The organism is Kitasatospora sp. NPDC087315 (assembly GCF_044744345.1).
GTDB lineage: Bacteria > Actinomycetota > Actinomycetes > Streptomycetales > Streptomycetaceae > Kitasatospora.
In genome coordinates this window covers 1-25,387 of sequence record NZ_JBIUYD010000036.1, presented here as the reverse complement: position 1 = coordinate 25,387, position 25,387 = coordinate 1, and the positions used below count along the sequence as shown (strand labels likewise).

At 74.5% G+C, this 25,387-nt stretch carries 15 protein-coding genes and 1 pseudogene; 8 read left to right on the top strand and 8 right to left on the bottom strand.

Features of this window, described 5'->3' with window-relative positions; all coding sequences use genetic code 11:
- Positions 1–228: 228 nt before the first annotated feature.
- Positions 229–7,794, top strand: a complete 7,566-nt coding sequence (locus ACIO5D_RS35110; protein WP_400800143.1) for a LamG-like jellyroll fold domain-containing protein — start codon at positions 229–231, stop codon at positions 7,792–7,794.
- 235 nt (positions 7,795–8,029) lie between these two features.
- Positions 8,030–9,478 (top strand): selenium-binding protein SBP56-related protein, encoded by a 1,449-nt coding sequence (locus ACIO5D_RS35105; RefSeq protein ID WP_363612036.1) that lies wholly within the window; start codon positions 8,030–8,032, stop codon positions 9,476–9,478.
- Between the two features lie 39 nt (positions 9,479–9,517).
- Here the strand turns inward: ACIO5D_RS35105 and ACIO5D_RS35100 are convergent, their stop codons facing one another.
- From ACIO5D_RS35100 to ACIO5D_RS35085, 4 genes are all read right to left on the bottom strand, one after another.
- Positions 9,518–10,810 carry a globin domain-containing protein gene (locus ACIO5D_RS35100; protein WP_400800140.1) on the bottom strand — a complete coding sequence of 431 codons (1,293 nt, stop codon included), beginning with the start codon at positions 10,808–10,810 and terminating at the stop codon, positions 9,518–9,520.
- Positions 10,811–11,192: 382 nt separating this feature from the next.
- Complete coding sequence (locus ACIO5D_RS35095) at positions 11,193–11,636, bottom strand: DUF6114 domain-containing protein (RefSeq protein ID WP_400800204.1); 444 nt, start codon at positions 11,634–11,636, stop codon at positions 11,193–11,195.
- Between the two features lie 188 nt (positions 11,637–11,824).
- Positions 11,825–12,484, bottom strand: coding sequence for a DUF6230 family protein (locus ACIO5D_RS35090; RefSeq protein WP_363612032.1), 660 nt, complete (start codon positions 12,482–12,484; stop codon positions 11,825–11,827).
- Positions 12,485–12,665: 181 nt separating this feature from the next.
- Positions 12,666–13,379 carry a TetR/AcrR family transcriptional regulator gene (locus ACIO5D_RS35085; RefSeq protein ID WP_400759728.1) on the bottom strand — a complete coding sequence of 238 codons (714 nt, stop codon included), beginning with the start codon at positions 13,377–13,379 and terminating at the stop codon, positions 12,666–12,668.
- Positions 13,380–13,832: 453 nt separating this feature from the next.
- On the opposite strand from ACIO5D_RS35085, the gene ACIO5D_RS35080 reads away from it, so the two are divergent.
- From ACIO5D_RS35080 to ACIO5D_RS35070, 3 genes are all read left to right on the top strand, one after another.
- Entirely contained in the window at positions 13,833–14,513 is a 681-nt protein-coding gene (locus tag ACIO5D_RS35080; protein ID WP_363612028.1) for a Tat pathway signal sequence domain protein, read from the top strand.
- A 471-nt stretch (positions 14,514–14,984) separates the two neighbouring features.
- A complete protein-coding gene (locus ACIO5D_RS35075; protein WP_363615170.1) occupies positions 14,985–15,857 on the top strand; it encodes a MoxR family ATPase in 873 nt (290 codons plus the stop codon).
- Complete coding sequence (locus tag ACIO5D_RS35070; RefSeq protein WP_400800137.1) at positions 15,854–17,302, top strand: VWA domain-containing protein; 1,449 nt, start codon at positions 15,854–15,856, stop codon at positions 17,300–17,302. The genes ACIO5D_RS35075 and ACIO5D_RS35070 overlap by 4 nt, the downstream gene beginning before the upstream one ends.
- A 34-nt stretch (positions 17,303–17,336) precedes the next feature.
- On the opposite strand, the gene ACIO5D_RS35065 is transcribed toward ACIO5D_RS35070, so the two are convergent.
- From ACIO5D_RS35065 to ACIO5D_RS35055, 3 genes and pseudogenes are all read right to left on the bottom strand, one after another.
- On the bottom strand, positions 17,337–18,314 hold the full coding sequence (locus ACIO5D_RS35065; protein ID WP_400800135.1) for an alpha/beta fold hydrolase: 978 nt from the start codon (positions 18,312–18,314) through the stop codon (positions 17,337–17,339).
- 143 nt (positions 18,315–18,457) lie between these two features.
- A pseudogene (locus ACIO5D_RS35060) lies at positions 18,458–21,178 on the bottom strand (S8 family serine peptidase); the annotation flags it as partial.
- Positions 21,179–21,211: 33 nt separating this feature from the next.
- Positions 21,212–21,883, bottom strand: a complete 672-nt coding sequence (locus ACIO5D_RS35055) for a hypothetical protein (protein WP_400800130.1) — start codon at positions 21,881–21,883, stop codon at positions 21,212–21,214.
- Positions 21,884–22,080: 197 nt separating this feature from the next.
- Between ACIO5D_RS35055 and ACIO5D_RS35050 the strand changes: the two genes are divergently transcribed.
- Positions 22,081–22,614 (top strand): SigE family RNA polymerase sigma factor, encoded by a 534-nt coding sequence (locus tag ACIO5D_RS35050; protein WP_363609949.1) that lies wholly within the window; start codon positions 22,081–22,083, stop codon positions 22,612–22,614.
- Positions 22,611–23,441, top strand: a complete 831-nt coding sequence (locus ACIO5D_RS35045) for a hypothetical protein (RefSeq protein WP_400800127.1) — start codon at positions 22,611–22,613, stop codon at positions 23,439–23,441. The genes ACIO5D_RS35050 and ACIO5D_RS35045 overlap by 4 nt, the downstream gene beginning before the upstream one ends.
- A gap of 64 nt (positions 23,442–23,505) precedes the next feature.
- On the opposite strand, the gene ACIO5D_RS35040 is transcribed toward ACIO5D_RS35045, so the two are convergent.
- Complete coding sequence (locus ACIO5D_RS35040) at positions 23,506–24,405, bottom strand: siderophore-interacting protein (protein ID WP_363609945.1); 900 nt, start codon at positions 24,403–24,405, stop codon at positions 23,506–23,508.
- Positions 24,406–24,501: 96 nt separating this feature from the next.
- On the opposite strand from ACIO5D_RS35040, the gene ACIO5D_RS35035 reads away from it, so the two are divergent.
- Positions 24,502–25,296 carry a TetR/AcrR family transcriptional regulator gene (locus tag ACIO5D_RS35035; RefSeq protein WP_400800124.1) on the top strand — a complete coding sequence of 265 codons (795 nt, stop codon included), beginning with the start codon at positions 24,502–24,504 and terminating at the stop codon, positions 25,294–25,296.
- The last annotated feature ends 91 nt before the right edge of the window (positions 25,297–25,387 follow it).

Below are 25,387 nucleotides of genomic sequence, written 5' to 3'. Positions count from 1 at the left end.
GCACATCTCCCGGCGCCCCGCGGCAGCGCCGCGCCGCCCGGGACCGGCCGTGGCGCGCGGACCCGGAGCAGCACGGGATGTCTGGCGGAAACGCGGGAGATCTCGACCTGGGCTGACGGAAAAATATCTTGCCCGGCCATCGCTCCGAGTGAAAACGTGACCACGTTCCGTATTGATCATGCGGCTGTCAGCGCCGTGCTGCGGTCGATTATCGGTGAGGTGGCAGGCTTGACGGAGATTCAGCATCTGGCGAAGGTCTACAGTGACCGCGCCTACGTGCACACGACGACCGTCCGGCACCAGGGCAGCACGGTCGCGTTCGCGATGGACGATCAACGGCGCATCGTCTACACGGTGCTGGACCTGTCGCAGCACGACGAGGCGCGCGGGGAGGCCGACGCGGCCTACTGGTCGGAGAACCCGCTGCCGCTGCGCTTCCCCGGCGAGATCGCCCGGGTCGGCTACGCCGTCGCCGGAGCGGTCCGGATGCCCGCCGTCAAGCGCGGCGGCCGGGTCGAGGCGGACCGGGCCGAGCGGCTCGACGAGGACGAGCTGGACGCCTTCCTGTCCAGCACGGCCCGGCTCGGTGCCGCCGCGCCGTTCCACGTCGTCTCCGACGGCACCCACCTGTACGTCCTGCGCCAGTCCGTCCGGGCCGACCACCAGGACATGGTCTTCCGGCTGGCCGACGGCAGCTCGTCCTCGGCCGAACCGGCGCGCAGCGACTACCTCATCGGCACCGGCGGGGCCAGGGCCGCGGTGGTCGATGCCACCCTGCTCTGCGACCGTTTCGTGCTGACCGGCGGCGAGTTGAAGCCGGTGCTGGAGGTCCGCTACCGGCGCAGCCGCCACAAGGGCCGTCCCGACTCCGCCAAGGACAGCCTCGGCACCCGGGACATGGAGGGCCGGGCGTTCCACGAGCCCACCCAGGAGCTGTCCTTCGTCCGCAACCTCTCCGGCGGCCGGTTCACCGCGCTGCTGGTGCCCACCGCGGTGCACGGCCGGGAGCGCTGGCAGCTCTTCGCGCACAACGACGCCACCGGGCGGATCGACGGCTTCAGCGTCGAGCGCGGCCGCGACGGCCTGTTCAACACCCAGGGCTCGCAGGCCTGGACCAGCCCCGACGAGCGCTACCGCGACGCCGTCCACGAATCCGCCCCCGGCAGCTGCCCGTTCACCGGCCGGCCGCTGGTACCGGTGGTGAGCGGGAGCGGCCACGCCGAGACGGCCCTGCGTTTCGACGGCGCCGACGACGTGGCCGAGCTTCCGGGCACCGTCCTCCAGCTCGCCGACTCCGACTTCACGGTGGAGTTCTGGGCCAGGCGCACCGCGACCGGCGGCCGCGAGGACTTCCTGGTCGGGCACGGCGCCGCCGCCGGTGCCCGGTTGCGCAGCCTGCACATCGGCTTCCGCTCGGACGACACCTTCGCCTTCGCCTTCTACGCCGACGACCTGAACACCGCTCAGCGCACCACCGACACCGACTGGCACCACTGGGCCTGCGTCTTCGTCCGCGCCACCCGCGAGCAGATCGTCTACCGCGACGGCGTCGAACTCGGGCGCCGGACCACCGAGATGCCGTACGCCGGTCTCGGCCCGCTGACCCTGGGGCGCGCCCTCGGCTCGTACGGCCGCGCCGAGCTGGACGAGGTCCGGGTCTGGAACCGCCCCCGCGGCGGCGAGGAGATCGCCGCCGACCGCAACCGCCGCCTGATCGGCAACGAGCCGGGGCTGGCCGTCTACTACCGCTTCGACGAGGGCCGGGGCGACAAGCTGTACGACCAGACCGACAACGCCCGGCACGCCGCCCTGCGCGGCGGTCCGGCCTGGATCACCTCCGAGGCCCCGATCGGCGAGAACCCCGGGGTGCGCCGCGACAGCTTCGCCCTCACCGGGCGCCGCGTGGTCTCCGGTCTCTCCGCCGTACTGCACCACCAGCAGGAGACCGCGCCCGCCGGGTACGACGGCACGGCCAGGCCCGTCAAGCGCCAGGCCCGGGTGCTGCTCGCCTGCGCCACCGGCGGGCCCGACCCGGTGAGCGGCCAGGCCACCGACGTGGCCTACCTCGCCACCCTCGACCTGGGCGTCGGGCGGGACGGCCGCCTGGCCGAGATCCCGGACCAGCTGACCCTGCCGGTGCTCGCCGCCCCCGAGTCCAGCGGCACCGTGGACGCGGTCGGCGACCTGGACGCCCAGGTGGCCCGGCTGGTCCGGGACGTGGCCGGCTCCGAGGCGGAGATCGCCCGCCTCCAGCAGGAGACGGCCGAGATCCCGGAGCTGGAGCGCCGGCGCGCCGCGCTGAGGGCCGGCCAGGAGGACGATCCCACCCTCTGGCGCTACCGGCTGCGCTTCAAGCTGCCCAAGGACGGCAAGGACCAGTACCTCGCGGTGGAGAGCGACCGCAGGGACGCGACGGCCCCGCTGGTCCGCACCGCCAACCGGACGGCCGCCTCCGCGCTGTGGACCTTCGAGCCCACCGGCACCAACCTCAACGGCGTCACCTGCTACTTCCTGCGGAACGTCAACTCCGGTCTGGACATGAACCTCTCCGGCGGCAAGACCGACAACGACACCCCGCTGATCCAGTACCGCCGGGAGGCCGACAACGACGCCACCCACTTCGCGCTGGACACCTGGAACGGCCGCGGCCTGGTGGTCCGCCGCAGCGGGAAGCTGGTCGCCGCCCGGGACAGCCAGGGCGACCGCATCGTGCAGTACGACTACGGGACGGCGAACGCCTCCGGCGAGGGCGTCGTCGTCCTGGAGCGGGACGGCGCCTCCGGCAGGCCCGGAGCCACCGCCGACCAGCGGAACCAGGAGATCCTGGAGCTCGACAACCGGCTGCTGACCCTCGCCGGCAAGCAGGAGGCGCTCGGCCGCCACCGCCGCGACCTGCCGGCCCGCCAGGCCCTGCTGGCCGCCAAGCGGGAGGAACTGGGCCGGCTCACCGGCGGGGTGCGCGGCTCCGACGACATCGCCCTCCCGATGCCTCAGCTCGCCGTGGACCGCACCGGGCTCAGCAGCTCCGGCGCGCTGCTCGCCTTCGCCCGCGGCGCCGACCGCCCGTTCCTGCTGGACAGCGCCACCGGCAGCGTGGTGCTCTACTTCCGGGGCGCCAACGGCCAGTTCTTCGCCGGCTACTACGACGCCCAGGTGCTGCGCTCCTCCCGGCAGCTAACCTCGGGCGGCACGGCGGTGGCCTTCACCGCCCGCGACGCGGCCACCGACCTGGCCACCGTGGAGATCACCGTCGGGGCCGGGGACAACCCGGCGCAGGTCAGCCTGACCATCAGCCAGGACGGGCGGAGCGAGCAGTGGTCCCACCTGCCCCGGCGGGCCGAGGACTTCGCCGCCGTGGTCAACGGCGCCGCCGAACAGCCCGTGCCGATCGGCACCGTGCTGCGGATCGACGGCGACGTGGTGCAGTTCAGCGAGGGCACCCTCGCCCCGCTCACCGGCCCCGGTTTCGTCACCGTCGGCGGCCACGGCTTCCGTTTCGAGGGCAGCCACCCCACCGGCAGCAAGTCGCTGCGGCTGGGCGCGGGCGCGGACCCGACCCTGCTGAAGCCGGGCATGAGCGTGCTGCGGGTGCGCTACGACCACCGCTGGTCCACCGACTCCCGGCCCGGTGTGGCGCTCTCCGCGGGCTCCCGGCTGGTCACCGTCGACCCCGGCACCCTGGCCGAGATCCCGGTCGGCACCGCCGCCGATCTGCTGCGCGGCCACGGCGGCCGCTGGCGCGCCGACATGCCGGGCCGCGCCTACGCCTTCGACGGCCAGGGGCGATTCCTCTCCCTGCCCGCCGAACAGCCGGCCAGGGCCGCCACCCCCGGCGACCTCACCGTGGAGGCCTGGGTCAACCCCGAGCGGGTCGAGGGCCCGGTGCGTGTGGTGCACGCCAACGCCGGGGACACTCCGTACGGTCTGGGACTGCTCGGCGGCCCCGCCGCCTCCGCGCTGGCCTACGACGGGGTGAGCGCCGCCGCCGTGGTGCCCGGCGCCTTCGGGTTCGGCGACGGCGACTTCACCGTCGAGTTCTGGGCCCGCCGCACCGCCGTCGACGAACGCTCGCACTTCGTCCTGGGGCACAGCGGCGACCAGGGGCGCAACCACGAGAGCCTGCACATCGGGTTCCGCGACAACGGCAAGTTCACCTTCGCCTTCTACGGCGACGACCTGGACACCACCCAGCGGTTCGGCGACACCCAGTGGCACCACTGGGCCTGCGTCTTCGAGCGCGGCACCCGCCAGCAGGTGGTCTACCGGGACGGCCAGGAGATCGCCCGCCGCACCGCGAGCGCCCCCTACCAGGGCCAGGGGCGGCTCTCCCTCGCCCAGGTGCCCTTCCAGCCCACCGGATTCGCCTCCGTCCAGGTGGACGAGGTCAGGCTCTGGTCCCGGGCGCGGGGCGGCGACGACCTGCGCGCCGCGATGAAGCGCCGGCTCACCGGCGCCGAGACCGGACTGCTCGGCTACTGGGTCCACTCCGCCCCGGCGCCCGGCGCGCAGCCCGTCCTGACCGACCGCTCCGGCAACAAGCGGCACGCCGAACTGCGCGGCAGGCCGGGCCCGGTGCCCGCGCTGTCGCCGATCGAGAACGGCCGCTACTGGGCCGTCGCCACCGTCGGCGACCGCCGGGTGGTCAGCCGGGAGACCTTCCCGCTGCGCGAGTGGAGCCACTTCGCCGCCGCCTACCAGCAGTCCTGGGCCGTCCAGCTGGACGGCGAGGCCTACCTGGAGGTCGCCGACGACGACGCCCTGGACATCGCCGACGACCTGACGCTGGAGGTGTTCGCCTGTCTGGAGCGGCTCGGCGAGACCCAGGGTCTGCTCTCCAAGGGCCGGATGACCGACGGCGCGGGCGGCAGCGTCCCCTACCGGCTGGCGGTGCTGCCGGACGGCCGGCTGGAGTTCGCCTTCGAGGAGCCGGACGGCCGGGCCGTGCGCTTCACCTCCACCGAGGGCGTCAAGGCCGGGACGTTCCACCGGATCGCGGTGGTCCGCAGGAGCGGGCGCTCGATGCAGGAGCAGAAGGGCACCCGCCAGATCAGCGCGGTGGGGGCCGACGGCAAGCCGGTCACCCAGAGCGTGGAGCTGGTCGAGTCGGTCACCGTCCGCGAATGGCAGGAGATCCGCTTCCACCTGGACGGCCGGGAGATCGGCGCGGCCCGCTACGAAGGTCCGGGCCCGCGCGGCAACGACGCGCCGCTGGAGCTCGGCCGGGCCCGCGAAGGCTCCGTCGTCCAGCGGTTGACCGGTGTGCTCGCCGAGGTCCGGATCTGGGGCGCCGCCCGCGATGCCGCCCGGCTCGGCACCCCCGTCACCGCCCGCGACCGGGGTCTGGTCGCGCACTGGCGCTTCGAGGAGAACGCCGGCGGCACGGCGGCCGATGCCACCGGATCGCACCCCGCCCGGCTGCGCGGCGCCCGCTGGGTGCGCAACCCCGACCCGCGCGGCAGCGTCTTCCGGCTCTACCGCAACGGCGTCGCGGTGGCCTGCGACCCGGCCGGCGACCCGGGCGCCCCCGACACCGCCGCCTTCGCCGACGCCGGCGACGCCCAGCTCAGCCTTGGTGCGCTGCTCAAGGGCGGCAAGGCCGCCGAGTCCTTCAACGGCGTTCTGGAGGAGGTGCGGATCTGGCGCACCGCCCGCACCCACGAGCAGCTGCTGGACAACCTCTTCACCCGGCTCAAGGGGGAGAAGGAGGACCTGGTCGCCTACTGGCCGTTCGACCGGGACTCCACCGAGCCGGATGTCGCCCAGGTCCGCGACGACGGCCTGCGCGGCAACCACCTGCGCCTCGGTGCCGAGGCGACCCGTCCGCGCACGGTCCTCTCCAGCGCGCCGGTCTCCACCGACACCGCGCAGGTCCGCTCGGCGCTGGCCGGGATGCGCACCCCGTTCCACGAGACCGTCACCGCCGCCCCGGCGGTGGCCGAGTACGCCGACATGCAGTACGGCGCCCGCGGCGAGGCGTTCGGTGTCCTCAAGCGCGCCTACAGCTATCTGCGGGACGGACGCTGGCACCTGGTCACCGGTTACAAGGTCGGCGAGCTGGTGAGCGAGTGGGTCAGTCAGATCCAGTTCGACCCGCAGCTCGTCGGCTACGTGGAGGGCGCGCCGCCGGTGCCCTCGGAGAACCTCACCGCCGGGCTCACCGACCCCGGCAGCGACACCTTCGAGGGGGCCTCCTCGGTCCAGCTGACCGAGGCCGAGCAGGTGGTGCGTTCGCTGTCGTCGGCCAAGGAGCGCAGCGTGGACGCCGCCTTCGGCTTCGCCCTGTCCAACGAGGTGGATGTCGACATCTGGATGATCACCGCCCCGCTCGGCTTCGGCATCGCCAAGGCCATCGCCAAGGGCGGGGGCTCCGCCGGCGTGCGCGGCAACCTGGAGTTCTCCAACAGCTGGGCCGAGGAGACCTCCGTCTCCCAGGGCGAGAACACCGCCCGCACCACCAAGGTCTCGCTCACCGGCCACTGGGAGGACCCGGGCCGGCTCCTCAACCCCGCCACCGGCCGCCGCTACGTCCCGGCCAACACCGGCTTCGCCGTGGTGCAGTCGCAGACCGCCGACGTCTTCGCCCTGCGCCTGGCGCACAGCGGGGCACTGGTGGCCTACCGCATCCAGCCGAACCCGGACATCCCCAGGGACTGGAACGTCATCCCGTTCCCGATCAACCCCCGCTACACCAAGCAGGGCACCCTGGACGGCACCGTCGGCTTCAACGAACGCGGCAAGGTCGCCGACCCCGACTACCAGGGCACCCGTGAGCGGGGCGAGTACAGCTACTTCAAGCCCCGCGAGGCGTACGCGCTCAAGCGCCGCATCCAGCGCGACCAGCAGCGCCTGCACAGCTACTACGACACCGTCTCCACCGAGACCCACGCCCCGGACCCGACCGCACAGCGGGCCGGACGGGTGCTCGGCGGCGCGATCGGCACCGACGCCTCCCCGGCCCAGCGGCGGGAGACCACGGGCAGCGCCACCGGCCAGGGCTTCTCCCGCCGGGACCTGGTCAACACCTACGTCTGGACGGCCGCCGGCGGCTTCTTCGCCGAGACCACCGAGACCACCGACGTGGTCAGCGAGACCACCGCGGGCTCCTACTCCCTGTCGGGCTCGGTCGGCACCTCGATCGGCACCTCCTTCCGGATCGCCGGCATCGGCATCGGCGCCCAGCTGGACGCCTCCGTCGGCGGCGGGATGACCGCCACCCGGGCCCGCGGCAAGGAGGCCACCCGTTCCTTCGGACTGAACGTGGAAGTCGCCCCCGCCGGCGACCTCCAGCGCTACGACCAGGACCGCAAGCCCGTCTTCGACCAGGACGGGCAACCCGTCAAGGTCCCCGGCAAGGTGGACGCCTACCGCTTCCTCAGCTTCTACCTGGGCGAGGACAGCGAGCACTTCGACACCTTCTTCCACAAGGTGGTCGACCCGCGCTGGCTGGAGAACGGCGGCGACCCCGACGCGGCGGCGCTGCGCCAGGCCCGCCAGTCGGACCGCAAGCCGCCGTGCTGGCGGGTGCTGCACCGGGTCACCTTCGTCAGCCGGGTGCTGCCCGCGGTGCCTCCGGCCGGGGCTCCGGCGCTGGAGAAGGCCATGCGCGACGTGGACGTGGAGAGCAACTACGAACTCGTCCGCCGTCTGGACCCGTATGTGAAGGGCGCCGCCACCGGCCTGCCCGAGCTGGCCGAGGCCACCCGCGCCGCCCTCGCCGCCCAGCTGCCCGAACTGCTGCCGCACGCGGCCGAGGTGATCAGCTTCCTCGCGCAGTACTACGGCGTGGAGGGCTGAGCACCTCCGGTGTGCGGTCCCGGGGCGCCCCCGCGGACCCCGGGACCGCACACCGGTACGAGCGCCCCCTGCGAGCGGGCCCCGCAGCCCGTCCTGGCCCCGCGCCCGAATCCGGCGGCCGGTCGCGCCACCCCTCCCCCGCTCCCCGTGCGCCTGCTGTGCGCCCGTGTTCCTGTGGAACGCTACCCGGACCACTGTCACTCCCTGTGCCAGCAAGGCGAGTTGAGGAGTCCGCATGCCACACGGTCACGAGCCGCAGGCCGGCCACACCGATCCGTCCCTCTACCGCACCCCCGCCGAGGCGATCGCCGCGCCACCGGAGAAGCTGGCGTACGTCGCCGGGTTCGACCGGTCCGCGCAGCGGCCGGACGCGCTGATCACCGTCGACACCGACCCGGACTCGCCGAGCTACGGCCGGGTGCTGAACTTCTCGGAACTGCCGGGGCTGGGCGACGAACTGCACCACTTCGGCTGGAACGCCTGCTCCAGCGCGCTCGCGCACGCCTGCCACGAGAACCCGGAGCGGCGCTACCTGCTGCTGCCCGGGCTGCGCTCGTCCCGGCTGCATGTGATGGACACCCGGCCGGACCCGGTGCGGCCCCGGCTGGTCAAGACCGTCCAGGCCGAGGAGCTGGCGGCCAGAGCGGGCTACTCGCGTCCGCACACGCTGCACTGCGGGCCGGACGGCGTGTTCCTCTCCTGCCTCGGCGGGGCGGCGGGCGCGAACGGCCCGGACGGCTCGGACGGTTCCGACGGGCCGGGCGGGGTGGCGCTGCTCGACCACACCACCTTCGACGTGCTGCGCGCCTGGGAGACGGAGCGCGGGCCGCAGCACTTCGCCTACGACGTGTGGTGGCACCTGGGGACCAACGTGGGCATCACCAGCGAGTGGGGAACCCCGTGGATGGTCGAGGACGGGGTCGTCCCGGAGCTGCTGCTGGGCCGCAAGTACGGGCACGCGCTGCACTTCTGGGAGCTGGACTCGGGGCGCCACCTCCAGCGGATCGACCTCGGTGACCAGTACCAGATGGTGCTGGAGCTGCGGCCGGCCCACGACCCGCAGGCCGAGTGGGGGTTCGCCGGGGTGGTAACCAACGTCGAGGACCTCTCCTCCTCGGTCTGGCTCTGGTACCGGGACGGCGCGGCGTTCACCGCGCGCAAGGTGATCGACATTCCGGCCGAGCCGGCGAAGGCCGAGGACCTGCCGCCGGCCCTGCAGCCCTTCGGAGCCGTGCCACCGCTGGTGACCGACATCAACCTGTCGGTGGACGACCGCTGGCTGTACGTCTCGGCCTGGGGCACCGGCGAGCTGTTCCAGTACGACGTGTCGGACCCGTTCCACCCGCGGCTGGCGGGCTCGGTACGACTCGGCGGGGTGACGGCCAGGACGCCGCACCCGGCCGAGCCCGGACGCCCGCTGAGCGGCGGGCCGCAGATGGTCGAGATCAGCCGGGACGGACGGCGGCTCTACCTCACCAACTCGCTGTACGGCTCGTGGGACGACCAGTTCTACCCGGACGGCATCGAGCCGTGGATCATCAAGCTGGACGCCGACACCGACGCGGGCGGGCTCTCGGTCGACCACCGCTTCTTCCCGCACGGCGACGAGTTCCGGGGCCTGCGGGTGCACCAGACCCACCTCGCGGGCGGCGACGCCTCCTCGGACTCGTACTGCTACCGGTAACAAACCCTCGGCGCCGCGGCGGCTCGCCGCGCGGGAGCGTCAGACCCGCCCCAGCACCGGGTCGTGGTGGACGTGCGCGGCGGGCAGGCCGGCGGCGACCAGGCGGGTGCGGACCTCGTCCACCATCCCGGCCGGGCCGCTGACGCAGGCGAGGTGGTCCGCCCAGTCGCCGCTGCGGCTCACCGCGTCGGCGAGCCGTGAGCCCCCGCCCGGGCGGGGGCCGCCGTCGGCGACCGGGATCAGCTCCAACCAGGGCTTGCGGCCGACCAGTTCGGAGAGGTCCGGCCAGTCGTACAGATCGGCCCGGTCCCGGGCGCCGACGAACAGATGGACCCGGCGGCCACGCGGGCGGTGCTCGACCAGCTCCTCGACGATCGCCTTCATCGGGGCGAGCCCGGTGCCGCCGGCCACCAGCAGCAGATCGCGGGTGTCGTCCTCGGGCATCAGCGTGCCGCGCGGCGGGCCCAGGCGCAGTTCGTCGCCGACGGTGGTGCGCTCGACCAGTGCCTCGCTGACCCCGCCCGGGCCGGTGCGGCGGACGTGGAACTCCACCTCGTTGTCCTCGCGCGGGGCGCAGCCCATCGAGTACTGCCGCCAGGTGTGCGGGAGCCGCGGGTGCTCCACGGTGCCGTACTGGCCGGCCCGGTAGGGGTAGGGCTCGCCGGTCCGCACGCGCAGCACGGCCAGGTCGGGGCGGCGGCGTTCGTGGCCGACCACGACCGCGTGCCAGTACGGGGGTTCGGTGAGCGCGGACTCGGCGCCGGCCACCATCGCCCGGACGGCGAAGCGCAGCATCCGGATCCAGGCGGCCTCCAGGCCATCGCTCCACCGGGCGCCGGCGCGGTGGCGGATCGCCTGGCACAACGCTTCCTCGAAGGCCTCGTAGTGGACCGGGCGGACGCCCAGTTTGCGGTGGTCGCGGCCGAGCTGGCTGAGGGTGGCGGCGAGCTGGGCGGGGCGGTCGAGGTGATCGATCAGGTGGTTGAACATCCGTTCCAGATGGGTCTGCTGGAACTCCATGGACTCGGGGAAGAGCGAGCGCAGGTAGGGCCGGCGCCGGAACATGAACGCGTAGAGGTGGTCGATCAGGTCGGCGAGCGGGGTCACCAGCCCGAGGGTGTCCAGGATCAGCCGCTGGTCGGCGGCCGCGTCGAAGCCGTCCGGGTAGCCGCCCTGCGGTCCGGCCGGGTCGCCGGTGGGGCCGGCGGGCGCCGACTGGTCCGGCCCGGTCTGGAAGGACGACGCCGGCGCGAGGATCTGCCGGCGAAGGCGCATGGCGTGGTGGCGCGCGATCAACCGGTCGTACTCGGTGGTGGTGCTGGTGATCTCCATGGCCAGCAGCCTAACCATTCATCAGACACCTTCTGGAAAGCGGATGTTCATGTTCGCCGTCCACTTCCGGACCGGTTCCGGGCAGGGTCGGGCCCTGGGGCTGACAGGTCCAGTAAACGGCCGCCCGCACCGCCCGGAGAAGGGCCGGTGGTCCCGGGAAGACCGGGACCACCGGCCCAACGGGGGGCTCGTGGTGAGGACCCACGGCCCCTTGGGGGCGGGCCGGCGGAGGCCGCCGCCCGGTACGGCGCCCCGCCGCCGGTGCTCTCCCATCACCGGCGGCGGGGCGCCGCGTCGCCCGCCGGGCCCGCGTCGCCCGCCGGGCCCGCGTCGCCCGCCGGGCCCGGGTGACGCCGGGCCCGGGTGACGCCGGGGCCGGAGCTCAGGCCCTGGCCGGCGGCCCCACCTCGGCCGGTCCGGCGGTCTTGCCGCGCGCGGCGCGCCGAAGCCGGCGGCGGCGCGGGGGCTGGTCGGGCAGCCAGCCGAAGGCCAGGCAGCTGCCGACCACACCGATGAGCATGCCGAGCAGGAAGCCGCCCAGGTTGGAGGTCATCCAGCTGGCCAGCGAGCTCAGCACGGCGAGGACCGAGTAGAACAGCCGCTGGGCCGGGTTGAACAGGATCAGCGCGCCGCAGACCACCATCAGGGCCGGTACCAGGTAGCCGGTCAGCCCCTGCATCCCGATGTGCAGGACGACGGGCAGCGGGGCCCGCAGGGTGAAGAGGATCTCGGCGCCGCCCAGCAGCACCAGCAGACCGCCCCAGAACGGCCGCCGGCCCCGCCAGCCACGCCAGCCCGTTCGGCCGGCCGGGGCCCCAGCGGACACCGGGGCCCCGGGCTCGACGGCCACCGGCTCGACGGCCTCGGCACCGGCGACACCCGGCACGGTGGCGCTCGGCACGACAGCGCTCGGCACGGCGGCTTCGGGCACGGCGGCGTCAGGCACCGGAACCACCGGCTCGACGGCCTCGGCCGCACCGGGCACCGCGCCGTCGGGTACGGGATCGGACACCGTCAGCAGCCCTCCGAGCTGAAGCTCAGCCGCAGGTTGGGCAGCCTGAACGCCCCTGCGGTGGTGGCATAGTTGTGCTGGCGCAGGTTGTGGACGGTGACGGTGTCGGCCTGCTGCCCGAACACACCCGGCAGGCCCTTGACCCCGGCCTTGGTGTAGGTGCTGGCGTCGCCGCCGATCTCGATGTTGGTGAACGACGCGTCACCGGAGAACAGGTCCGAGTCGGTGGTGAGGTCGGTGGCGGTGACGGGGGTGCCCGCGTCGCCGGCCTTGATCAGCAGGTTGATGCCGCCGAGGTCGACGCTCTGGCAGAGCTTGGTGAGCGAGGCGTTCTTGATCGCCGAGACCGCGACCAGGACCTGCCCGCCGGTGTCCCCGGCGTTCGGGCTGTCGTCGATCATGTGGTCCAGGCTGCCGAACTGTTCGAAGCCCACACCGTCGAGGCTGTCGGCGGTGACGGTGAACGGCATTCCGGAGATGGAGAACTGGGCGGCGAGTACACCCTGCGCGGTGAGGGTCATCAGCACGGCGCCGGCAACGACGGCGGGTACCGCCATCAGGGCCGTACGCCGCAGCCGGACCCGGCCTCTGGACCCGGCAGGTGTCCCGGCGGGCGTCCCGGCGGTTTCGGGCGTGGGGGCTGCGTCCTCGGACGTGGCCATGTGTGCTCCCTCGATGAGTGGGATGGGCAGGCACTGGCACGTTGTCCTGGCGCGGACAGCGTTCTGCGGGCCCGACCGGTTCGGACGCCCCTCGGCAGCGGGGCGGTCCGGACGGACCGCAGTTGGGTAACTGGGAAGCTACTGCCCGGTATCCGACGGGTCAATACGGGTGCACGAAGGATCATCGTCCGCCGACGGCACCGCCCAGCCGCCGGGCGGCCTCGGCCGGCCCGAGGAAGGTCGCCAGGCAGAACAGGCTCAAGGCCGGTAGCAGATCAGGGAGTTCATCCGTCCGGTCGGCATCGATGCGGCGGTGGAGCGCGCTGTAGACACCGCCGACCACCGCATCCACCAACGCCTCCACCGGTACCCCGCCCGGAGGTTGTGGCACCTCGGCGAAGAACGCCCGGAATCGGGTGAGGAGTTGGTCGCGCTCGCGACGCCCGGCCGGGCCGACGGCGTCGATCTCGATCACCGCCATGGTGGCGAACGCCGGTACGCCGGCGAGCAGGTAGAGCATCGCGCGCAGCGCCTCACGGATGCCGGAGCACCAGTCGGGCGCCGCCGCGAAGGCGGCCGCCATCCGCCGGATCACCACACCGGTGCCGTGCCGGTGGGCGGCCAGGAAGGCATCCTCCTTGCCGCTGAACAGCTCGTAGAAGACCGGCCTGGTCACCCCGGCGGCGCGGCAGATGTCGCTCACCGTGGCGCGCTGGTAGCCGTGTTCGGCGACGGTGTGGACCAGGCCGTCGAGCAGGCGCTCCCGCTGGGTGGCGGCGACCACGTCCGGCGGCAGCCGGCTCGGGCCTCGCTTGATCGACCGGGCCGGGTCACGCCCGGTGCGGGCACCGGGCAGCAGCGGCGTCCCGTCACTCCGGACGGTGTTCAGGTCCATGGCCAACTCCTGTTCTCTGCCTTGACATTGAAGCAGGGGCTGGTTTACAACACTCGCAGGTTTCCAATCGGACGGCGACGAGCCGCCGGAAACCTCCACGCGTTCCGGCTGTTCAGTACGGCGAACGCATACCCGGCGGTGGCAGCCGTCGACGTGCACCCCCACCGCACTCCCCGCACCACCTCGCACCTCTCTGCACCTTCCTGCACCGCCAGCACCTTCTCGCCGTACGGGCGGGCCCGTGGCGCCGGGCCCGCCGAGTCGCCGTCCACCGTGCCGCACGTCCAACGCCCGTCCGGCGCACGAACGACGCACGAACGACGCACACCCGCACCGCACCCGCCGTGCTCACGTCGTGCTCACGTCGGCGCGCCCCCCGCCCACGTCCGCGCGCACCTCCACGCGTTCCGGCGGGCACCCCACCCGGCTCCTCACGGAGAGAGGCACACCCTCATGCGCATCCGCCGCACCCTCGGTACCGCAGCCCTGGCCGCCGTGGCCCTGGCCACCGCCGCCGTCACCCCCGCCCAGGCCGCCGGCTCCGCCGTGCTGACCTACGGCGGTGCCGGCTCGGCCGGAACCGACGTCCCCGTCGGCGACGTCCTCAGCGCCAACCTGGTCCCCGGCACCTACGCCAGCTTCTACTCCAGCGCGACCGGGACGAGCGGCATCAAGTGCGCCGGCTCCTCCTTCTCCGCGACCGTCACCGCCAACCCGGCCGCGCCGGGCGTCGCCACCGAGCAGCTCAACAGCCAGACCTTCGCCTCCTGCACGTCCAACGTGCTCGGCCTCACCGGCGTGCAGAGCATCACGGTCAACAACCTGCCGTTCACCAACTCGGTGAGCGATGCCGCGGGCAACCCCGTGACGCTCAGCCCGTCCAGCGCGGCCGCGCCGATCCAGACCACCATGGTGCTGAACACCATCCTCGGCACCATCACCTGCGTCTACCGCGCGCCCGGCAGCCTCTCCGGCACCACCAACAACACCGGTAACACCATCGGCTTCGCCTCCCAGGCCTTCAGCAAGTACTCCGGCCCCAGCACCTGCTTCGCCGCCGGCTACTTCACCGCCACCTACGGGCAGGTCCTCGACATCTCCCGCCCGGGCAACCCGCCCATCTGGGTCAACTGACCCTCCCCGAAAAGCGGTAGCGGACCGAAACGGACCGAGCGGCGTGGGGGGCCCCCGGGGGCGCGGGGGCGCCCGCGGCGGGAAGCCCCGGCGGCCCGCGGGCGCGGGCCCCCCCCCACCGGCCCCACCCCCCCCCCCGCCCCCCCGGCACGCGGGGAGCCCCCGCCCCTCACCGGCGACCAGCGGGTGCGCGGCCCCGGCGGGCGCGCCGCCGCCCCCGGCCCCCCCCCCCCCGCCGCTCGGCGTGTCACCGCCGTCCGTCCGGGTCGGAAGGTCCGGACCTGGTCGATGAACGCACGGTCACGGCCCACCTCGACGACCGGCCCTCCCCACTCCGGGCCCGCCGGTCAGCAGACCGCCGCCGACGGCGGCCGAGGCCGGCAGCCCGGTCGCCCACGCGACGCGCGGACAGCGAAGTGACTCACCGGTAGGGTGGCGCACAGGAACAAGCCGACGGGGAGCGGAGCGCGGATGAGCGGCGACGGAACGGGCTTCTTCGAATCGGTGGCGGACACGGCCGCGAAACTGGCGCGGACGGGCTACCTGGCCTCAACCGCGGTGGCCACCACCGTCTTCCTGGCCGACCGCCTGGGCAAGCCGCTGCTCGTCGAGGGGCCTGCCGGGGTCGGCAAGACCGAACTCGCCAAGGCGGTGGCCGAAGTCGGCCGGGCCCGGCTGGTCCGGCTCCAGTGCTACGAAGGCATCGACGAGGCCCGCGCCCTGTACGAGTGGAACCACGCCAAGCAGTTGCTGCGGATCACCGCCGGCCGGGACGAGAGCTGGGACCAGGCCCGCGGCGACATCTTCGGCGAGGAGTTCCTGCTCCCCCGGCCGCTGCTGACCGCCATCCGCGGCGACGAGCCGACCGTGCTGCTGATCGACGAGATGGACAAGGCCGACGTCGAGGTGGAGGCCCTGCTGCTCGAGGTGCTCGGCGACTTCCAGATCACCGTGCCCGAGCTGGGCACCGTCACCGCGAGCCGCCGGCCCTTCGTCCTGCTCACCTCCAACGCCACCCGCGAGCTCTCCGAGGCGCTGCGCCGCCGCTGCCTCTTCCTCCACCTCGACTACCCGGATGCCGAGTTGGAGCGCCGGATCGTCCGGCTGAAGGTGCCGGGCCTGGACGCGGCGCTCGCCGAGTCGCTGGTCCGGGTGGTCGGAGCGCTGCGGGCGATGGACCTGCGCAAGGCCCCGTCGGTGGCCGAGACCATCGACTGGGCCCGCACCCTGCTGGCGCTCGGCGCGGACACGCTGGACGAGGCGATGGTCCGGGACACCCTCGGGGTGATCCTCAAACACCAGGACGACGTACGGAAGGCCGCGCAGAAACTCACCCTGGCGTGAGCGCTCCCCCGGCCGGCGACACCTCCGCACGCCTGACGGCGTTCGTCCGGGCGCTGCGCAGCCACGGGCTGCGGACCGGTCCGGCCGAGACCGTCGACGCGGCGGCGGTGCTCGACGTCCTCGGCCTCGACGACCGGGAGCAGGCCAGGGCCGGCCTGGCCGCCGCGCTCCTGCGCTCGGCCGGGCAGCGGGCGGTGTTCGACGCCACCTTCGACCTGTTCTTCCCGCTCGGCGTCGGCGCACCGGAGGCCGCCCGGGCCCACCCGCCGACCGACCCGCGGCAGGGCCCCGGAGCGCGGCAGGACCAACAGCGGGACCCACGCCGAAACCCGTACCAGGAGGTGCGCGAGGGCCTGCGCGAGCGCCTCGCCGCCGCCCTCGCCGCCGACGACCGGGCGGCCCAGGCCCGGCTGGCCGGCGAGGCGGTGGCCGCGCTCGGCCGGTACGGCACCGGCGCCACCCCCGGCTCGGACGGCTGGTCCGCCCACCAGACGCTCAGCCGCCTCGCGCCGGAGACCCTGCTCGCCCGCGTCCTGGCGGCCCTGCGCGACGGCACCGCCCCGGACTTCTCCGACCGTCTCCTCGCCGACGAGGTCCGCCGCCGCGTCCAGGACTTCCGCGCCCTGGTCGGCACCGAGGCCCGTCGCCGGGTGGCCGAGCTGCGCGGCGCCGAGCGGATCGCCGAGCGCGCCGTCGCACCCAGCGCCGACCGGATCGACTTCCTCGCCGCCGGCCGCGACCAGCTCGCCGAACTGCGCCGCACCGTACAGCCGTTGGCCCGCAAGCTGGCCACCCGGCTGGCCGCCCGGCGCCGCCGGGCGGCCCGGGGGCGGATCGACCTGCGCCGCACCCTGCGCCGCTCGCTCGGCACCGGCGGGGTGCCGCTGCGCCCGGCCTACCGGGTGCGCAGGCCGGCCCGTCCGGAGCTGGTGCTGCTCTGCGACGTCTCCGGTTCGGTCGCCGGGTTCGCCGACTTCACCATGCTGCTGGTGCGGGCGATGAGCGACCAGTTCAGCAGGGTCCGGGTGTTCGCCTTCGTCAACCGCACCGCCGAGGTGACCGGTCTGCTCTCCGGCGGCGACGGCGATCCGGCGCTGCTGGCCCGGCGCATCCTCACCGAGACGAAGGTGATGGGCCACCACGGCAACAGCGACTACGGCTCCGCCCTGGGCGAGTTCGCCGAGCACCACCTGGACGCGGTCGGCCCGCGCACCGGCGTACTGATCCTCGGCGACGCGCGGAACAACCACCGCGACCCCAACCTGCCCGCGCTGCGCCGGATCGCCGGGCGGGCCCGACGGGTGTACTGGCTCAACCCGGAGCAGCCCTCGCTCTGGGGGGCGGGCGACTCCGCCGCACCGGCCTACGCGGAGGTGGTGGAGATGCACTCCTGCCGCAACGCCCGCCGGCTGGGCGAGCTGATCGCCCGGCTGCTGCCGGTCTGACGCCTGGTCACGGCAGCCGCCGGGCGCGTCCGGTTCAGCCGTCCAGTTGCCCCAGGAAGTCCAGCAGCGCGGCGGTGACCTCGGCCGGCCGCTCCTGCTGCGTCCAGTGGCCGGTGCCCGGCAGGGTGACGTGCCGGTGCAGCCGGGGCGCGAAGCGCTCCAGGGCCGTCCGCATCCGGTCCGGTCCGACCAGCGCGTTCACCATGTCCTGCTCACCGACCACGTACAGGACTGGCACGGTGATGGCGAGGCCGCCGAAGGGCGCGAGCAGCTCGTTGTTGCGGTCGATGTTGCGGTACCAGTTGAGCGGGCCGGTGAAGGCGTCTCCGCCGTGCCCGGCGTAGTCGGCCGCGAAGGCCTCGATGTCGTCCTTGGTCAGCCAGTCGGGCAGGTGCTCCGGCTCGGGGACGGTGTCCAGCAGCCGCTGCCCGGCCGGGACGACCCAGGGGCGCGGCCGGCCGGAGCCGCCTCCGGACCCCCTGCCCAGGATGCGGCGGAAGGTGGACCGCACGTCCTCGGCGAGTTCGGCGTCGGCGACGCCCGGCTGCTGGAAGTAGATCTGGTAGAAGCCCTCGCCGTAGTTCTCCCGGGCCTGGCGCAGCGGGGGCAGCCCGCCGGGCAGCAGCGGTGGCACGCTCAGGCCGGCCACGCCGCGCACCAGGTCGGGGCGGAGCAGCGCGGTGGTCCAGGCGACGGGTGCGCCCCAGTCGTGGCCGACCACCACCGCCCGCTCCTCGCCGAGCGCGTGGATCAGGGCGGTGACGTCGCCGACCAGGTGGAGCAGGGTGTAGGCGTCGGCATCGGCCGGCTGCTCGCTGCGGGCGTAGCCGCGCTGGTCGGGGGCGACGACCCGGTAGCCGGCCGCGGCGAGCGGGGCGAACTGGTGCCGCCAGGAGTACCAGCTCTCCGGGAAACCGTGCAGCAGCAGGACCAGTGGTCCCTCGCCCTGCTCGGCGATGTGGAGCCTGACACCGTTCACCTCGACGTGGCTATGTTCGACCGCGTTGTCCACACCCGCTCCTCAGGTCGTCACCGGGCCGGACCCCGTCCGGCCGTTCGCTGACGACCCTGCCCAGCGGCGTCGCCCGGGAATCCCCGGGCCCGGGGCGCCCCGCCGTCCGGCCGACCGGGTGCGGCCGGACGGCGGGGCGGCTGTCACGGCTTCAGCCGGTAGGCGCGCAGCACGGTCTGCTGGACCGTGCCGCCGTCGGCGTCCTCGGCGGCCGTCCTCAGCGAGACGAAGGGGCCGGCCCCGGCGGGCGGGGTGACGGTGATCCGGTGGACGCCGTCGGTGGTGGTGACCGGGGCGTCCTGCCAGCCGGCGCCGTCGTCGAAGGAGACCTGGACGGTGAGGCGCTTGGTCCTGGCGGCGGGCGCGCCGGCCTGCCGTTCGACCTTGGCGGTGAGGGTGTGCCGGTCCCGCGGCGCCTGGTTCTCGGCGTTGACGGGGGCGTTGAAGCGGACGACGCCGATCGGCAGCGGGGCGGTGCGCGGGGCGCCGCCCGGTCCGGGGGCGACGGCGGCGGAGCGGAACGTCCAGACCGCCTCGACGGTGCCGGAGAGCGCCCAGGGCTCGGCCCGGGTTCCCCTGGCGGTCAGCCGGTAGGCGGAGTCGGCGGCCGGGAGGGCGAAGTCGGCGGCCGGCTGGTCGCTCGCGCCGATCCGCTTGCCGTCCCGCTCCAGTTCGAGGTGGACGGTGTCGTCCAGCAGGTCGGGCAGCGGGGAGCCGTAGTGGCCCGGGGCGGCGTCGGTGAACAGCTGCGGGAAGACGGTGAGGGTGCCGTCGCTGCCGCGGGCGACGGCGGGCGCGCCGTTCTTGACGGGGGCGAGGCCGGGGCCGGTCACGGCGGCGTTCCACCGCTCGACGCAGGTGGCACCGGCCGCGCAGAGCACGGTGCCGCTCTGGGTGACGGCCGACGGGTAGTACTCGCCACCGGGGCCGGTCCGCTGGCCGAAGGACGTCTCGCGCCGCTGGTCGCGGACGGTGACGTACTCGGTGCGGGCCGCGGGCAGGGCGAAGTCGGGTTCGACGATGGAGAGTCCGCCGATCCCGCCCGCCTCGGCGTAGCTGCTCAGGCTGCCGGCGGTGCCGGGCGCCGACGCGTAGTAGACGGTCTTCAGGGTGGCGAGGTCGCCGCGGCCGACCGTGAAGGCGGGGTCGGGCAGCGGTCCGGTGGTGTGCAGCAGCAAGTCGTAGCGGTCGGGCAGCGGTCCGGTGCCGGTCGCCGGGCCGTGCTGGATGCTCTGGACGGAGAAGTCGAGCGTCCCGGTCGTGATCCGGCCGCCGGGGATGACGTACAGGTTGCCGGGCCGGGCGATCATCAGGGCGACGTCCGTGCAGTCGCCGTCCTTGACGGCCCGGTAGCAGTAGCCGGCCGAGAGCGAGTACGGCGTGGCGCGCCGGTCCGGCACGGCGACGGTGATCTGGCGTCCCTGGCGGGCGTCCAGCGTGAGCAGGCCGTCGCGGCGCAGCTCGATCTCGGGCTGGAGGAACATGGTGCTGGTCGGCTTGACGCCGTCGGCGCCGGGGGTGACCAGCTTGCCGCCCAGGTTGTAGCGGCCCTCGGGGACGGTGGCGGTGGCGGTGCCGTTGTCGAAGGTCAGGCCGTACGACTCGTGGGTGTCGAGGTCCAGCAGCCGGACCTGGGAGGCGCCGTTCTCCCGGTCGCCGGGGCCGACGGGTGCGCCGTTGCGGTCGACGGCCTGGACGGTGACGGTGTGCCGGACGGCCTCCCGGCTCACCGCGTACGCGGTGCCGACGGCGATGCCGCCGGGGGCGGTGCCGGCCAGCCGCCCGGTGAGCGAGGCGCCGGCCGGGACGCGGCCCGGGTCGACGGTGACGGTGGCCTCGGCGGTGCCGCCGGCCGGGACGGTCAGCCGGGCGGGCGTGACGGTGAACGCCCCGGCCGGGCCCGCGGCACCGGCGCGGTCGGTGACGGCGGCGGCCAGGTCGAGGGTGACCGGCGCCTGGCCGGGGTTGTGGTAGGTGACGGTGCGGGTCACGGCCGGGCCCGCGGGTGGGCCGTCGAAGTGGATCCCGGTGCCGTCGGCGGTCGCGTACACGCTCTGGCCGGTGGCGCGGGCGAGGTCGGTCAGTCCGGCGCCCTGCTGGTAGGCGCTCTGGCCGGCGGCCGGCCGGGCGGAGGAGGTGAGGGCGGCCTTGAGCTGTGGGCCCTTCCAGTCCGGGTGCTGCTGGGCGAGCAGCGCGGCGGCGCCCGCGACGTGCGGGGCGGCCATCGAGGTGCCGGAGATGGCGGTGTAGCGGTCGCTGACCGGGCTCTGGCCGTCGGTGCCGACCGCCCGGGCGGCGACGATGCCCGTGCCGGGCGCGGTGAGGTCCGGCTTGACGGCGTGGTCGCCGGTGCGCGGGCCCTGACTGGAGATGCCGGCGAGGGTGCCGTCGCGGTCGACGGCGCCGACGGTGAGCGCGGCGTCGGCCGAGCCGGGGGTGCCGACGGTGCCGGCCCTGCCGCTGTTGCCGGCGGCGGCGACGAACAGGGTGCCGTAGCGGGCGGAGAGGGTGTTGACGGCCTGGGCCATCGGGTCGGTGCCGTCGGTGGGCGGGCCGGTGAGGCTGACGTTGACGATCGGCGCGCGGGCGGCGGCCCACTCCATGCCCTGGAGCACCCAGGACTCCTGGCCGTGGCCCTCGTCGTCGAGGACCTTGCCGACGAGCAGTTCGGCGTCGGGGGCGACGCCCTTGAAGCGGCCGTCGGAGGCGGCGCCGTCGCCCGCGACGATCGAGGCGACGTGGGTGCCGTGCCCGTCGCCGTCGGCGACGCCCGAGGGCTGTCCGGTGAAGTCGGAGGTCTCGCCGACCGAGCCGGCGAGGTCGGGGTGGCCCGCGTCGATGCCGGTGTCCAGCACGGCGACCTTGACGCCCTTTCCGGTCCAGCCGGACTGCCAGGCCTACGGGGCGCCGATCTGCGCGGTGGAGCGGTCGAGCGCGGCGCCGACCTTGCCGTCCAGCCAGACCTTGTGCACTCCGCCGGGGGCCGACCCGGTGATGGACCGGCCGCTGGTGGACTGGCCGAGCTGTCGCCAGAGTTCGCCGGTCCGGCTCTTCTCCGCGCGCAGCGCGCTGCCGTGCACGCTGTCCAGCGCGCGGACCGCCTTGGTGCCCGCGGGCGGGGCGGCGGGGGCGAGGCTCTTTCCGCCCGCCGTGTCGTAGCCGACGATCAGCGGCAGGTCGGGGCTGTGCTCGTCGTCGTAGCCCTGGGCGACCAGCCCGGCGATGTCGAACAGCCGGGGGTCGAGGCGGCCCGCGCGCAGCGGCTCGGCGGCGTCCTGCGGGATGAGCCCGAGCGTGCCGAAGGGGCCGGGCTCCTGGCTGAAGGTCAGTTCCTCGCGGCCGGTGCCGGGCTTGACGGCGACGACCGCCACCGTGCCGTCGGCGCCGATCCGGGCGGTGACCCGGTCGCCGGTGATCAGGGTGACGTGCACCAGGCGGCCCGGTGCGGTGCCCGGGTGCTCCCCGGCCGGTGCGGGTGCCGCCGAGGCGGCCGGGGTGACCGCCGTGGCGGCCAGCACCGCGCCCAGTACGGCGGCCGTCCACCGGCCCGCCGTCCGTATGCCTTGCATTCATATCCTCTCGGTCGGGCGGCGCCCTCGGTTCGGGTGCCGCTCACTGGTCCTGCCGAGGGATCGACGGAAGTGCCGGGGCCGGAGGATGTCCTGGGGCGGCAGAAAAAATCCGAAAAGATTTTCGTGGTCCGGTGTCATCCCCCGGGGTGGCCGGCTCCGTCGGAGTGATCAGAGACGAACGGAGGGCGTGCGCTGTGCGTACCGCAGACCTGGAGGAATTCCGCGGCTTCGCCGAGGACCGGTTGCCGCACCTGCGGCGGACCGCGTACCTGATGTGCGGTGACTGGCACCACGCCGAGGACATCACGCAGACGGCGCTGGCCAAGCTGTACACCGTGTGGGGAAAGCGGCACCGGATCGACAACCTGGAGGCCTACGCCCACCGGGTGCTGACCCGGGCCTGCATCGACCACACCCGGCGCCGCTGGCGGCGCGAGGACCCGACCCCCGAGCTGCCCGACCGGGCCGGCCCGGGGACGGACCCCTCGCTCGGCCTCCAGATCCGGGCCGCCCTGGCCGCCCTGCCGCCGCGTCAGCGCGCGGTGGTGGTGCTGCGGTTCTGGGCGGACCTGGACATCGCGGCCACCGCCAAGGCACTCGGCTGCACCGCCGGCACCGTCAAGAGCCACAGCGCCCGGGCCCTCGTCCGGCTGCGCGAACTGCTCGGCGAGACCGACCCGTTCGGCGAGCTCGCCACCACCCCCACCCCACTGAAGGAAGCCCTGTGAGAATCGACGACGCCCTGAACGAGCACGACGAGGTCCGGACCCTGCTGGCGGCCGGGCTCGGCGCCGAACCGCCGCTGCGCGCCGACACGGTCGGCGCGGCGGTCGCGGCCGGCCGCCGCCGGGGCGCGCGGCGCCGCCTCGCCCGCGCCGGCGCCGGGGTGGCGGCCACCGCCGCGCTGACCGCGCTGGTGGTGGCCACCCCCGGCACCGGTGGGGCGCCCGCCGCCCCGGGCACACCGGGCCCGGCCGCCGTGGCCGCCGCCGACCCGCTGGCCGGGCCGCTGGTCCTGGCCGGCTCGGCCGGCGACGCCCCGCAGACGCTGCGCCCGGACTCCTTCGGCCCGGGCACCGGCCGCCCCACCGACTGGACCAGCCGGCAGCTCGGCGACGCACTGGCCGGGCTGCTCCCGTCCGGTGCCACCACCGTGCGCGAGGGCGACATCCCCGGCCGGACCTTCCGGGTGGACTGGGACGGCGGCACCGGCCCGGTGGAGTTCATCGGCGGCGCCGACCGCACCGCCGACGCGCCGAAGGTCCCGTTCTGCGCCCGGATCGCCCTGCCGAAGGTCACCGCCCGGCCCGGCGTGCCCGCCCCGGCGGACGTGGTGCCGACGAACGACTGCCAGGTGGTCGAACTCGCCGACGGCGCCCGGGCGGAGACGGTCACGCTGACCTTCCCGCAGGACGGCCGCGGCTCGCAGTACGTCCGGGTGCAGCGCGCCGACGGCCGGACGGTCACCCTGCAGCAGTGGACCGCCCGCCCGGAGGCCGCCCTGGAGACCGCCGCCCTGCTGGCGATCGCCAACGATCCCGCCTGGCGGTTCTGAGCGGTCGGGGTGTCCGGGCCCGCGCCCGGACACCCCGGCCCTGCCGGTCCGGCCGTCGCCGCCGCTACTGGTCCCGCGCGGCCTGGGCGAGCTTCTCCCGGGCGTCGGCCAGGTCCTCCTCGGTGGGCGCGTCGTCCTGGGTGAGCCGGTGCCGCCAGTACCCGGCGAACTCGACGGACGGCCTGGCCAGCCCGCGCTCCTCCACCAGATGGCGGCGGAGCGCGCGGACGGCGGCGGCCTCCCCCGCCAGCCAGGCGAACGGTGTGCCGCCGGGCAGGTCGGCGGCCCGGACGGCGGCGGTCAGCGGTCCGCCGGGGGCGGCGCCGTCGCGGTGCAGCCAGTGGACGGTGAGGTCGGCCCGGCTGTCCAGCCGCTGCCGCTCGGCCTCCTCCGCGACCTCGATGAACGCGACCGCCCCGGTGCCCGGGGGCAGGGCCTCCAGCAGGGTGCCGATCGCGGGCAGCGCCGTCTCGTCCCCGGCGAGCAGTACCCAGTCGGCCTCGGCGACGGCGGTGGCGAGCGGGACGGGCCGGGCGTAGAGCTCGGACGGCCCGACCATGCCGAGCCGGTCCCCGGGCCGGGCGCGGCGCGCCCAGGCGGCGGCCGGGCCGCCGTCAGGACCGCTGTCCGGGCCGGAAGCCGGCCCGCTGTCCCCGTGCAGGACGAAGTCGATCTCCAGCAGCCTGGTACCGGGCCGGCGGTGGCGGACGGTGAAGCTGCGCAGCCAGGGCCGCTCGGCCTCGGGGACCGCGAGACAGGCCCGGTACCAGCCCATCGGGTCCTCGCTCCGTGCCGGGAGGACGGGCTCGGCCTGGCCCTCCCGGGGGAAGCAGAGTTTCACCTGCTGGTCCGGCAGCCGGCCGACGGTCTCGTCGAGGGTCTCGGCCTCGAAGGTGACCCGGGCCATCCGCGGAGTGAGCCGCTCGACCTGGGTGACCTGGATGAACGTGACGGGCAGTAGCACTGTCGAACCCTCCGGTTCCGTTCCACCGACTGATAACCTTACGCCATAAGGAGTTACCTCGACCGAGGATACTTTACGGCATAAGGAGTTGCCGCCGTGGTCGTCTTCGCCGGACAGGGCGACGCCCGCCGCTCGATGTCCCTGCTCTGGCGCGCGCCGGACCGGCCCCGTACCGGGCGCAGCGGCCCCAAGCCCGGCCTGAGCGTGGACGCGATCGTGACGGCCGGCCTCGCGGTGGCCGACGCCGAGGGGATGGGCGCGCTGTCGATGCGCGCGGTCGGCGAGCGGCTGGGCCGCACCGCCATGGCCCTGTACACCTACGTGCCGGGGAAGGCCGAACTGGTCGATCTGATGCACGACCGGGCCCTGGCCGAACTGCCCACCGACTACGACCTCGCCGCCGGCTGGCGGCCCGCCCTCACCACCTGGGCCGAGGACCTCTTCGCCTGCTGTCTGCGCCACCCCTGGATGCTCCAGGTCTCCCAGGCCCGCCCGGTGCTCGGCCCGTCCGAACTGGGCGCGATGGAGACGGTGCTGCGGATCCTGCACGGGACGGGCCTGGAGCCCCGGCTGCTGCGAGGCGTGGTCAGCACGCTCTGGCAGTTCGTGCGCGGGATGGCGCAGGTCGCCGCCGACACCCGCGCGGCCGCCTCCGCCACCGGGGTGCCCGACGAGGAGTGGTGGTCCGCCCGGTCCACCCAACTCGCCGAACTCGCACCGGACTTCGCCGATCGCTTCCCCTTGCTGACCGCCCTGGAGAGCGGCGCCGCCGCCCCCGCGGCGGAGGACGGCGGCTACCTGGAGGGCCAGACCAGGGAGAGCTTCCGCACCGGCCTCGCCGTCCTGCTGGACGGGGTCGAGACCGCGGTCACCCGGCCGGACGGACGCTAGACGAGTAGATCCGAAGTTCTGGCCCGCCAAAGGGCAGAGGGTGTCCAAGATCAGTTTGTGACGACCGACCTGAACACCCTCTTGACCGCAC